The organism is Streptomyces sp. NPDC001415, from assembly GCF_053597395.1.
The window spans coordinates 15,863-27,837 of sequence record NZ_JBSFIE010000057.1 but is presented as its reverse complement, the minus strand read 5'-3'; the positions used below and the strand labels follow the sequence as shown (position 1 = coordinate 27,837).

Genomic DNA, 11,975 nt, shown 5'->3' with positions numbered 1-11,975 from the left:
CCGGGGGTCTGGGGGCGCAGCCCCCAGGAGCCGAACCCTCCCACCCCTTGCACGGGCGGGAGGGTGGGAAAACCCCCGGGGTCTGGGGCGCAGCCCCAGGGGCCCAGCCCATTCAACGCTGAGCAACGGGCGGGCGGGCAAGACCCCCCGGGGTTTGGGGCAGGTCCCCAAGGAACCCAGGGTTATTCCGCGTTCTCCGCGTCCATCGCCACCTTCGCGATGTCCTGCAGGACCGCCTTCGGCGACCCCCCGGGCGCCACACCCGTACCGATCTTCTTCTTCACCGTCTCGCTCACCTTCGGCCACGAGGTCTTGCCCACCGGGGGCAGCTCGGACGTCGGCAGCGCGTCCAGGAACGGCTTGAGGTCCTTGTGCTTGGCGTCGACCGCCATCGCCGAGGACGCCGACACCGTGGACGGCAGCAGGTCGTACTGGTCGGCGAACTGCAGCACGTTCTGGTCGGAGAACGTGAAGTCCAGGAACTTGCCGATCTGCGCCCGGTGTCCGCTCTGCTTGAAGCCCATGATCCAGTCGGCGACACCCATCGCCGCCTTGGCCTTGCCGGTCGGTCCGGGCAGCGGCACCATGCCGAACTTGATGCCCTTCTTCTTGGCCTGCTCCATCAGCGAGGGGTGGCCGTTGAGCATGCCCACCTCACCCTTGGCGAACGCGTCGAACGCGTCCTGCCGGTTGAGCTTGCCGGGCGCGACCGGGCCGGTCAGCTGGGGCTCGACCAGGTTCGTCTTCAGCCAGTCGAAGGTCTGGATGTTCTCGGGCGAGTCGATGTCGTAGCCGTCGACGGTGTTGGTGTAGCCGCCGTTGCCGCTGAGCATCCACATCATGGTCTCGGCCTGCGCCTCCTCGCTGCCGAGCGGCAGCGCGAAGGGGGTCTTCACACCCTTGGCCTTGAGCGCCTTGGCGTCGGAGGCGAGTTCGGCCCAGGTGGTGGGCGCCTTGATGTGCGCCTCGTCGAACAGCGTCTGGTTGTAGAAGAGCAGTCGCGTGGAGGCCACGAACGGCATGCCGTACTGGACGCGCTTGACGTTGCCCGCGTCCGCGAGCGGCGCCAGGAAGTTGGCCTCGGTCGGGATGGAGAGCAGCTGGTCGACGCTGTAGAGCTTGCCGGTCGCCGCGTAGTCGGAGTACGCGCCGATCTGTGCGATGTCGGGGGCGTTGCCCGCCTTCACCATCTCGGCGACCTTGGCGTCGACGACGTCCCAGGAGAAGATCTGGACGTCGACCTTGATGCCGGGGTTCTTCTTCTCGAACGCGTCGACAACGTTGTGCCAGTACGTCTTCGTGCTGGTGCCGCCGGATATGTCGTAGTCGGCCGCCACCAGCTTGAGGGTGACGTCGCCGGAACCGCTCTGCCCGCCACATCCCGAGAGCACTGCCGTCATGCCGAATGCGGCCACCGCCGCGGTCAAGCCCAAGAAGCGCCTGCGCACGCGCTATCCCACCCTCGTTGTGATCCTGGCGGATCCAGCCGGTCCCCCGTGACGTCCTGTATTTGAGCTGCGATTTTCCCTCATACGGGGGCATGAGGTCTACACCAGTCGCATATCGCTTCCGCAACGCCCGGCACAAGAGTACATTGGGAAACTTTGAGGGCAGAAAGCGCTTTCTCCTTCGTCCGGCGAGTGGACTAGACCTTTAGTGGGTGTTGGCGCGAGACTGTCCCCCGTGAGACACGTCATCGCCCTGGATGTGGGCGGCACCGGGATGAAAGCCGCCCTGGTCGGGGCGGGCGGCACTCTGCTCCACGAGGCGCGCAGGCCCACCGGCAGGGAGCGCGGGCCCGACGCCGTCGTCGAGTCGATCCTCGCGTTCGCCGCGGACCTGCGGGCGTACGGGGAGGAACACTTCGGCGACAGCGCGACCGCGGCCGGCGTCGCCGTGCCCGGCATCGTCGACGCCGAGAACGGGATCGCCGCGTACGCCGCCAACCTGGGCTGGCGCGACGTACCCATGCGGCGGCTGCTCAGCGAGCGCCTGCGCGGGGTGCCGGTCGCGCTCGGCCACGACGTACGCACCGGCGGTCTCGCCGAGGGCCGGATCGGCGCGGGCAGGGGCGCCGACCGCTTCCTGTTCGTCCCCCTCGGCACCGGCATCGCGGGCGCGATCGGCATCGACGGCCGGGTCGAGCCGGGCGCGCACGGCTTCGCCGGGGAGATCGGCCACATCGTCGTACGCCCCGGAGGCATCGCCTGCCCCTGCGGCCAGCGCGGCTGCCTGGAGCGCCTCGCCTCCGCCTCCGCGGTGACGCTGGCCTGGGCCGAGGCGAGCGGCGACCGGGACGCGGACGCCGCCGACTGCGCCAAGGCCGTCGAGTCCGGCGACCCCCGCGCGCTCGCCGTCTGGCACAACGCGATCGACGCGCTCGCCGACGGCCTGGTCACCGCGCTCACCCTGCTCGACCCCCGCGTGCTGATCATCGGTGGCGGACTCGCCGAAGCCGGGGAAACCTTGTTCGTACCGCTCCGGGCCGCCGTGGAGGAGCGCGTGACGTTCCAGAAGCTGCCCGAGATCGTCCCGGCGGCCCTCGGGGACACCGCCGGCTGCCTGGGCGCGGGCCTGCTCGCCTGGGACCTCGTCGCCGAGCACGCCGGGGCCTCCGAGACCGCTGATCACTTCCGTGCCGACCCCGACCCCGACCCCGACCCCGACCCCGACCCCGACCCCGACTCCGACTCCGACTCCAGTGAGGTAACCGCCTGATGGCCGCATCGCTTGTTCTCTCCGGCGCCCGCGTCGTCCTCCCGACCGGGGTCGTCGAGAACGGACGCGTGATCGTCGACGGCACCTCCATCGCGGGAGCCGCCCCCGCCGACGCACCCTCGCTCGACCTCGCGGGCCACTGGGTCGTGCCCGGCTTCGTCGACATGCACAACCACGGCGGCGGCGGCGCTTCCTTCACCAACGGCACGGTCGAGGACGTCCTCAAGGGCGTCCACACCCACCGGCTGCACGGCAGCACCACCGTGGTCGCCTCCACGGTGACCGGCGAGATGGACGTCCTCGCCCAGCGCGCGGGGCTCCTCTCCGAGCTGGTCGAGCAGGGCGACCTGGCCGGCATCCACTTCGAGGGCCCGTTCATCTCGCCCTGCCGCAAGGGCGCGCACAGCGAGAACCTGCTGCGCCACCCGGACCCGGCCGAGGTCCGCAAGCTGATGGACGCCGCGCGCGGCACCGCGAAGATGTTCACGCTCGCCACCGAACTGCCCGGCGGCCTCGATTCCGTACGGCTGCTCGCCGAGCACGGGGTGATCGCGGCGATCGGCCACACCGACGCCTCGTACGAGCAGACCGTCGAGGCGATCGACGCGGGCGCCACCGTCGCGACCCACCTCTTCAACGCGATGCCCCCGCTCGGCCACCGCGAGCCGGGCCCTATCGCGGCCCTGCTGGAGGACGAGCGGATCACCGTCGAGCTCATCAACGACGGTACGCATCTGCACCCCGCGGCCCTCGAACTCGCCTTCCGCCACAAGGGGGCGGACCGGGTCGCGTTCATCACCGACGCCATGGACGCGGCCGGGTTCGGCGACGGCCTCTATCACCTGGGCCCGCTGGAGGTAGAGGTGAAGGAGGGCGTGGCACGGCTCGTCGAGGGCGGTTCGATCGCGGGCTCCACCCTCACCCTGGACCGCGCGTTCAAGCGCTCGGTGACGATCGACGGCATCTCGGTCGAGGACACCGTACGGGCACTTTCGGCCAATCCGGCACGGCTGCTCGGCATCGACGACAAGGTGGGTTCGCTCGAACCCGGCAAGGACGCCGACCTGGTGGTCCTGGACGCCGATTTCGCGGTCAACGGCGTTCTGCGCAAGGGGAGTTGGGTGGTCGCGCCGCGGCTCGACTGAGAGCGTGGGCGTCCCCTGTCCGTCCATCCGTCGCGGTATCCGGACGGCGGCCGGTCCGAGGTCTGGGCCTACCGCCGTCCGTTTGGCATGATCACCCCGTGATTCTGACCGTCACGCTGAACACCGCACTCGACATCACCTACCGCGTCCCCGCCCTCGTACCGCACACGAGCCATCGCGTCGACGAGGTCACGGAGCGCCCCGGCGGCAAGGGCCTCAACGTCGCCCGGGTGCTTGCCGCGCTCGGGCACGAGGCGGTGGTGACGGGATTCGCGGGCGGCCCGAGCGGCGAGGTGCTGCGCGCGCGGCTCGCCGAGCTCGCGCCCGTCGACGAGCTCGTCCCCATCGAGGGCGCCACCCGCCGCACGATCGCGGTGGTGGACGCGGTGACGGGTGACACGACCCAGCTCAACGAGCCGGGCCCGCTCGTCCTGCCCGCCGAGTGGGATGCGTTTCTGGCCACGTACGGGCGGCTGTTGGACGGCGCCGACGCGGTGGCGCTGTGCGGAAGTCTGCCGCCGGGCCTGCCGGTCGGTGCGTACGCGCAACTGGTGCGCCAGGCCCGCACGGCGAAGGTGCCCGTGCTCCTGGACACCAGTGGCGAGGCGCTGCGGCGCGGCATCGCGGCCCGGCCCGACCTGGTCAAGCCCAATGCCGACGAGCTGGCCCAGCTCACCGGTTCGCGCGAGCCGCTGCGGGCGACCCGGGACGCGCGCAGGCGCGGTGCCCACACGGTGGTCGCCTCGCTCGGCGCCGAAGGCCTGCTCGCCGCCTCCCCCGACGGCCTGTGGCAGGCGGCCCCGCCGGCCGCGGTGCGCGGCAACCCGACGGGCGCGGGCGACTCGGCGGTGGCCGGTCTGCTGTCCGGCCTGGTCGAGGGCCTGGACTGGCCGGGGCGCCTGTCGCGCGCGGTGGCCCTGTCCGCGGCGACCGTACTGGCGCCCGCGGCGGGCGAGTTCGACCGGGAGGCGTACGAGAAAATGCTCGGCTCGGTGCGCGTGACCGAGCACGCGCACTGAGAGCCTGTGTCTAAGCCGAGCAGCTGCCTCAAAGACGCTTAAGGACGGTTTACGAGGCGGGGGTCAGCCAGACCTGGTCGAGGTTGAAGTTGCACTGGTTGCCCTGCTCACAGGACAGCTTGATCTCGTTCGCGCCCTTGTTGAGCTGCACTATGGCGTACGTGGTCTGCCAGCCCTTGGCCCAGTCGCCGGCCGGGGAGTGCGCGAAGTTCTTCATGTTCATCGGGCGGGACTCGGCCTTGCCGTTGGTCGTTATCGTCGCGTTCGCGTCCACGCCGGGGATGCCGTACTGCAGGTTCAGCTTGTAGGAGCCGGCCTTCGGGACGTTGGGCTTCCAGGTGACCGAGGCGCCCACGTTGTTGAAGTTGCCGACGAACGCGCCGCCCGTTCCCTTGGCGCCCGGCACGTTGGTGCCGACCTGCGCGGAGCCGCCGAGGGTCAGCGTCGCCGCGTCGTCCTTGGGCAGGTCCGCCGGGGCGGAGGCCGAGGCCGACGGGTCGGTGCTCGGCTGCTGGGAAGCCTGGCCGGAAGACGACTTGCCAGGGCTGGCGGTGTCGTCCTTCTTGTCCTTGTCGCCGCTGTTGCTGGCCAGCGCCACGGCGATGCCTATGACGACGGCCGCGACCACGGCGACCGCGCCGATCAAAAGGCCCTTGGTGTTGGGTCCGCGGCCGCCGCCACCGGTCTGCTGCGGGGGCGGTCCCTGCCGGGGCGGGGCGCCGCCGGGGTAGGTCTCGGGCGCGGCGTACTGGGCGGTCGGCTGCCCGTACTGCTGCGCAGGGGGGCCCTGCTGCTGCGGGGGCCCCTGGTACTGCTGCTGCGGGACCTGTCCGTACTGGCGCTCACCGACCGTGCGCACCTGGTTGTACGACGTCCTGGGGACTCCGGGCTGCTGCTGCCCCACCGTCGGACCCGGGTAGCCGTAGCCGCCACCGGTGCGGGGCGGGTTGCCGCCTTGGGCCTGCCCGTCCGCGTAGAGGTAGCCGAACGGATCGTCGTCCTCGGGGGTGTTCGCGCCGTTGTTGCCGGGCGTCGTCATCCGGGGTCACTCCTCACTGTCCGCCAGCCCTCGCCGACCGGCCGAGCCTACCCCGAACGGACCACTGCCCGGTCTGGCGCCGACCACACGTGATCGTTGTCCGGATTTGGTCACCCGGCACGGCGGTGGACCTTGGAGCGGGAGCGCTTCTCGATGTACATCCGCTGGTCGGCGGAGCGCAGGACCTCTTCGACGGACATCCCGCAGCTGGCCCAGCCGATGCCGAAACTGGCCCCGACGCGGACCGCCCGGCCGTCCACCCGGATGGGCGGGATGATCGCGTTACGGAGACGAACGGCCAGGTCGGCGGCGTCCGCGGCGCCGAGCCCGTCCGCGAGGACGACGAATTCGTCACCGCCGAGCCGGGCCACGGTGTCGCCGTCGCGCACGCCCGTGGTGAGCCGGCGCGCGACCTCGATGAGGACGGCGTCACCGGTGTGGTGGCCGAACCTGTCGTTGATCGACTTGAAGCCGTCGAGGTCGCAGAAGAGCACCGCGAGCCCCTTCGTACCGTCGTCGATCTCACTGTCGGGTGCCACGGTGTGGACATGGTGGTCGAAGGGTCCGCCGCCCGGCAACGCTTCGAAGTCGAAGCCGTCGGCGCGGAACGCGTGCCCGTGCGCCTCGGACTCGCCCGTGCCGGGGAGCTGGCCGTAGGCCGCGTCGAGGGTCTCGACCGCACTCGCCGGGCCGACCGAGTGCGGCCGGGGACAGAGCCGCGCCGACAGCCTCGCGCGCAGCTCGGCGCTGTTGGGCAGGCCGGTGAGGGCGTCGTGCGAGGCGCGGTGGGCGAGCTGGAGCTCGTGCCGCTTGCGGTCCTCGATGTCCTCGACGTGGGTGAGCAGGAAGCGCGGCCCGTCCGCGGTGTCGGCGACGACGGAGTTGCGCAGCGACACCCACACATACGTGCCGTCGCGCCGCCCGAGCCGCAGCTCGGCCCGGCCGCCCTCGGCGGAGGTGCGCAGGAGTGTCCCTATGTCCTCGGGGTGCACGAGGTCCGCGAAGGAGTAGCGCCGCATGACGGAGGCGGGCCGCCCGAGCAGCCGGCACAGCGCGTCGTTCGTACGGAGGAGCCGGCCGTGCTGGTCGCCGCCCATCTCGGCGATGGCCATGCCGGAGGGTGCGTACTCGAAGGCCTGGCGGAAGCTTTCCTCACTGGCGCGGAGCGCCTGCTGCTCGCGCTCCAGGCGGACCAGGGCGCGCTGCATGTTTGCGCGGAGCCGGGCGTTGCTGATCGCAATCGCGGACTGCGATGCATACATCTGGAGCGCTTCCCGCCCCCAGGCGCCGGGCTTGCGGCCGTTGCGGGGTTTGTCGACGGAGATGACGCCCAGGAGTTCCTGGGTGCCGCCGGAGGCGTACATCGGGGCGTAGAGCCGGTCCTGCGGATGCCACTCGTCCTCGAACCGCGGGTCGGGGCCCTCCGTGTACCACTGGGGTACGTCGTCCTCAAGGAGCACCCAGCCCTCGGTGTGCGGGATGAAGCGCAGGCCGTCCCAGTCCTCGCCCATCGAAAGGCGGCGCTCCCAGGAGCCGCGGGATCCGACCCGGCCGGTGATCAGGGCTTCCGCGGCGGCGTTGCCGGCGAAGGCGGCGACGACCAGGTCACCGTCGGGGCGTACGAGATTGACGCAGGCCAGCTCGTAGCCGAGTCCCGCGATGACGCCGTCCGCAACGGTCTGCAGCGTGTCCGCGAGGCTGCGGGCCGTGTTCAGCTCCCCGACCACCTGGTGCAGCTGCCGCAGGGTCGCAAGACGGACGTAGGGCTCCGACTCGGTCTCCATTGCTCGCTCTCCCCGAGACCTCGACAGCAACTCCTGGCTTCAGATCGGCATTCCTTTTGCACTGTCCCGCCACTGAATCACAGCGAGCTGTCTAGCCGGTACACAGGGTCAACAAATAGTGCCTTCTGTGACTCAAGTCACAGCAGATGATGGGGGGTTGGCCGTTCTTTCCGTCTTTGCCCCCTACCTTTCCTGAACGCAAACTGAGAACGGGCTGGGAACTTCCTGGGAAGTGCCTGGGCGCCGGAACAGGGGGCCGGGGGTCGGCCGCGAGACCTAGGTCCCGGCTGGTCCCCGGGCCCGATGCGGTCCGCGGTGGCAGGAGACTAGCGTTCCGGTTGTGTTCCAGACACCCCTTACCGCCACCCTTTCCGCACTTGCCGCCGGGACCCCTCATCCTGTGGGGGTGAGCAATGACGAGTTCCGCGCCGCGATGTCCCGGCTGGCCGCGGGCGTGGTCCTGGTGACCGCGCACGACGCGGACGACGGCCCGCGCGGCGAGGACGTCGGCATGACCGCGACGGCCTTCATGTCGGTCTCCCTCGACCCGCCCCTCGTCCTGGTCTCGCTGCGCAACGGCTCGCGGATGGACGACCTCCTCGCGGAGCAGCCGCTGTGGGCGGTGTCCCTGCTGTCCGAGAGCCAGCGCCACATCGCGGGCCGGTTCGCGATGAAGGGCCGCATCAGCGACCGCCTGCTGTTCGACGACATCCCGTACAGCAGGGGCGAGGCGAGCGGCGCCCCCTTGGTCGGCGGCGCGCTGGCCACCCTCGAATGCCGCACCGAGCAGCGCGTGGTGGCGGGCGATCACACCCTGGCCATCGGCCGTGTCCTGACGGCGAACCTGCCGAGCGCGGAGGGCGGGCCGCTGACATATTTCCGGGGGCGGTACCGGCAGTTGGGCTGACTCCCTCCACTTCGGGGCGAACCGGACGTCATACGTCCGTTCCCTCCTGTGACACAGCCGTCACACAGGGCTCTGTCCTCCCCAACTCCACCCGCATAAGCTCCCTTCACATGCCGGGCGCACACACTTCGCAGCCCGGACACATTCCGTACGCCATCCGCGTACGCCCATGTCCTGGGGGGGACCATGCGCAACACCCTTATGTCCCGCCGCGCTCGCCGCATCGCGGCCTGCACGGCGATCGCCGTCGCGGCGGGAACCCTGCTCAGCACGCCGGCGCTGGCCGACACGAAGGGCCCCGCGGCGCCGAAAGCTGCCGCCGTCAGCAAGGCCAAGCCGCGGTTCGACCTCGACGGTGACGGCAGGGGCGACATCGTCGTCCGCTCCGAGGCGGGCCTTTCGACCTACCGCAACGACAACGGCACGTACGTTTCCGCGCCCCTGCTCACCGACCGGTCGCACGCGGACATCAACAACCTGATGACCCCGGGCGACCTGACCGGCGACGGCAAGCCCGACGTGCTGTGGACCAACCCCGTCGGCGAGCTCTTCGTCCTGCCGGGCGGGGCGACCAAGCCGGTCAGGCTCAGCACCGGCTGGAACATGTACGACAGGGTCGTGGCGGTCGGCGACGTGACCGGCGACGGCAAGAGCGACCTCATCGCGCGGAACAGCACCGGCGACGTGTACTTGTTCGCGGGGAAGGGCGGCATCGACTCGCCGTTCGAGGGCGCCGTCAAGATCGCCTCGGGTTGGGGCGACTACGACCAGATCGTGGGCGTCGCCGACGCGGACGGCGACGGCATAGGCGACGTCTACGTCCGCACCGTCACCGACGACCTCCTCTTCATCGGCGGCACCGGCAACGCCGCCAAGCCGTTCAAGGCACCCGTCGCCCTCGGCGCCGGCTGGCACTCGTACAACCAGCTCCTGAGCGCCGACGACCAGGACGGGGACGGCCTCTCCGACCTGCTGGCCCGCACCCAGAGCGGCGACCTGTACCTGTACAAGGCGCTCGGCGACGGCGGCTTCGCCGCCCCGGTCCTGGCCGGTCGCGGCTGGCAGTCCGGGGACGTCCTCGGCAACGCCGGAGGCAGGCAGGCCGTCGGGAAGAACAAGTTCCTCTCGGTGAGCGGCGACTTCGTGAACGAGTTCCGCCGTACGAAGAACGACGGGCAGTTCGGCATCTCCGTGCCGTGGCAGGACGCCGTCAACGGCGGCCAGTTCACGGTGGGCCTCGCCAACTCACTCGACGACTCGGGCGAGCCCGCCCGGCTCCAGGTCGCCGGCGGCATGCTCTGGATCGACAGCTACGGCAAGCAGCCCGTCAGCCTCGGCAAGGGCTGGGACGCGTACACCTCGATCGTCGGACCGGGCGACCTGAACGGCGACGGCCACGGCGACCTGCTCGCCCGCGACAAGTCCGGCGTGCTCTGGGAGTACCTCGGCGACGGCTCCGGCACCAGGTTCTTCACCCCGGAGCGGCTCGGCGCCGGCTGGAACGAGTACAACAAGCTCGCCGGCTCCGGCGACGTCAACGGCGACGGGCGCGCCGACCTGCTGGCCCGCGACACCAACGGGCACCTGTGGCTGTACCCGGGCACCGGTGACCCCCAGTACCCGTTCGCCGGCCGCAAGGACCTCGGTGGCGGCTGGAACGGCTACGCCAAGCTCGCGGCCGTCGCCGACGCCACGGGCAACGGCACCACCGACCTGATCGCGATCGACGCGTCCGGGCAGGGCTACCGGTACGACGGACAGGGCACCTACGGCGGCAAGTTCAAGCCCGCGGGCTTCCTGGGCGGCGGCTGGAACGCCTACAACGAACTGTTCTGACGCGGCGCTGCCGTAGCGGTACGGCCGTCGTGACGAGGGGCGGATCGGAGGGACCGGGCCTACCAGTCCCGCCCCGACCGCCCCTTCTTCGTCTGGGCGCGCTGCTTCTTCTCGCGCAGCCGCCGCTCGTTGATGCCGCGCGGGATCTTCGTCGCGCGGCGCGGCTTGGGCGGCGGGGCGGTGGCCTCGGCGAGCAGCGAGGCGAGGCGGACCGCGGCGGTTTCGCGGTTGCGCCACTGCGATCGGTGCTCGGAGGCCCGTACGGAGATGACGCCGCCCACCAGACGGCTCGCGAGCCGTTCCAGCGCGCGGGACTTCCAGACCTCCGGCAGCGCCTCGGTCCTCGCGAGGTCGAAGCGGAGCTCCACCTGGGAGTCGCTGGTGTTGACGTGCTGGCCGCCGGGCCCTGACGACCTGGAGAAACGCCAGATCAGCTCGGCCTCCGGGAGAGAGACGGAGCCGCGGATGAGATAGGGCCCGGACATGACATCCATGGTGACGGGTGCGCGGCAGCGCGTCACCCGCTTTTCCCCTCACATCCGCCCTCGCCGATCTCTTGTCGGTCTTGTCGGCCTCTTGGCAAAGAAAGCAAAGCGGGATGGAACCTCTCGGTCCCCTGCCGACGTTATGGGGAATGACGGTAGCTTCGGGGACGGCTCGAAGCCCGCACATCACGATGAAGGGGACATCCCATGGCTGTAAGCCTGTCCAAGGGCGGCAACGTCTCGCTCACCAAGGAGGCCCCGGGCCTGACCGCCGTCACGGTCGGCCTCGGCTGGGACGTCCGCACCACCACCGGCACCGACTTCGACCTCGACGCCTCGGCGATCGCGGTGAACGCGACGGGCAAGGTCTACTCGGACGGTCACTTCGTCTTCTTCAACAACAAGTCGACGCCGGACCAGACCATCGTGCACACCGGTGACAACACCACCGGCCAGGGCGAGGGCGACGACGAGGCGATCAACGTCAACCTGGCCGGCCTGCCCGCCGACGTCGACAAGATCGTCTTCCCGGTCTCCATCTACGACGCCGAGGCCCGTTCGCAGAACTTCGGCCAGGTGCGCAACGCCTACATCCGCATCGTCAACCAGGCCGGCGGCGCCGAGATCGCCCGCTACGACCTGAGCGAGGACGCCGCCACCGAGACCGCGATGGTCTTCGGCGAGCTGTACCGCAACGGCGCCGAGTGGAAGTTCCGCGCCGTGGGCCAGGGTTACGCCTCGGGCCTGGTCGGCATCGCGCAGGACTTCGGCGTGAACGTCTGACGTCCCCGCTGACACATCCGAGGTGCCCCCGGTGTTCACGCCGGGGGCACCTTCTCGTTTCCGCCGAAGACACCTCACTCGATGACAGGTGTCTCAACTCCCCCTTATGCGGCCTGAATTAGTCGGTCAGCGGACAACAACAACCCACTTTCGGACACGATCAAGCCAAATATTTGTCGGGTCTCTGTCAAAAACCATTCATCTGCTGGCAGTCTCCAACTCGCCCCCACGGAACGAGTGAAGGAGACCACCGAGTGCG

Annotated in this window: 9 protein-coding genes and 1 pseudogene; 6 read left to right on the top strand and 4 right to left on the bottom strand. The window is 70.3% G+C overall.

Going from position 1 to position 11,975, the window contains the following annotated elements; all coding sequences use genetic code 11:
* Positions 1 to 182: 182 nt before the first annotated feature.
* Positions 183 to 1,400, bottom strand: coding sequence for an extracellular solute-binding protein (locus tag ACWC2B_RS36745; protein WP_450724488.1), 1,218 nt, complete (start codon positions 1,398 to 1,400; stop codon positions 183 to 185).
* A 283-nt stretch (positions 1,401 to 1,683) separates the two neighbouring features.
* Here ACWC2B_RS36745 and ACWC2B_RS36740 point away from each other — a divergent pair.
* From ACWC2B_RS36740 to ACWC2B_RS36730, 3 genes and pseudogenes are all read left to right on the top strand, one after another.
* Positions 1,684 to 2,613, top strand: a pseudogene (locus ACWC2B_RS36740) (ROK family protein); the annotation flags it as partial.
* 104 nt (positions 2,614 to 2,717) lie between these two features.
* Positions 2,718 to 3,863 carry an N-acetylglucosamine-6-phosphate deacetylase gene (gene nagA / locus ACWC2B_RS36735; RefSeq protein WP_450724480.1) on the top strand — a complete coding sequence of 382 codons (1,146 nt, stop codon included), beginning with the start codon at positions 2,718 to 2,720 and terminating at the stop codon, positions 3,861 to 3,863.
* A gap of 98 nt (positions 3,864 to 3,961) precedes the next feature.
* A complete protein-coding gene (locus ACWC2B_RS36730) occupies positions 3,962 to 4,882 on the top strand; it encodes a 1-phosphofructokinase family hexose kinase (protein WP_450724478.1) in 921 nt (306 codons plus the stop codon).
* Between the two features lie 49 nt (positions 4,883 to 4,931).
* On the opposite strand, the gene ACWC2B_RS36725 is transcribed toward ACWC2B_RS36730, so the two are convergent.
* Both ACWC2B_RS36725 and cdgB read right to left on the bottom strand, forming a co-directional pair.
* Positions 4,932 to 5,921: a CBM35 domain-containing protein gene (locus ACWC2B_RS36725; protein WP_450724476.1), complete on the bottom strand. Its 990-nt coding sequence runs from the start codon at positions 5,919 to 5,921 to the stop codon at positions 4,932 to 4,934.
* A gap of 110 nt (positions 5,922 to 6,031) precedes the next feature.
* The gene (gene cdgB / locus ACWC2B_RS36720; protein ID WP_450724474.1) at positions 6,032 to 7,705 is read right to left on the bottom strand and encodes a diguanylate cyclase CdgB; all 1,674 of its coding nucleotides are present in this window, start codon (positions 7,703 to 7,705) and stop codon (positions 6,032 to 6,034) included.
* Positions 7,706 to 8,045: 340 nt separating this feature from the next.
* Here cdgB and ACWC2B_RS36715 point away from each other — a divergent pair, with 340 nt between their 5' ends.
* On the top strand, positions 8,046 to 8,612 hold the full coding sequence (locus ACWC2B_RS36715) for a flavin reductase family protein (RefSeq protein ID WP_450724472.1): 567 nt from the start codon (positions 8,046 to 8,048) through the stop codon (positions 8,610 to 8,612).
* Between the two features lie 186 nt (positions 8,613 to 8,798).
* Positions 8,799 to 10,448 (top strand): FG-GAP repeat domain-containing protein, encoded by a 1,650-nt coding sequence (locus tag ACWC2B_RS36710; protein WP_450724470.1) that lies wholly within the window; start codon positions 8,799 to 8,801, stop codon positions 10,446 to 10,448.
* Positions 10,449 to 10,507: 59 nt separating this feature from the next.
* Here ACWC2B_RS36710 and arfB read toward each other — a convergent pair whose 3' ends face one another.
* Positions 10,508 to 10,942, bottom strand: a complete 435-nt coding sequence (gene arfB, locus ACWC2B_RS36705) for an alternative ribosome rescue aminoacyl-tRNA hydrolase ArfB (protein WP_450724486.1) — start codon at positions 10,940 to 10,942, stop codon at positions 10,508 to 10,510.
* 198 nt (positions 10,943 to 11,140) lie between these two features.
* Here arfB and ACWC2B_RS36700 point away from each other — a divergent pair, with 198 nt between their 5' ends.
* Positions 11,141 to 11,716 (top strand): TerD family protein, encoded by a 576-nt coding sequence (locus ACWC2B_RS36700; protein WP_399491939.1) that lies wholly within the window; start codon positions 11,141 to 11,143, stop codon positions 11,714 to 11,716.
* Positions 11,717 to 11,975: the final 259 nt, after the last annotated feature.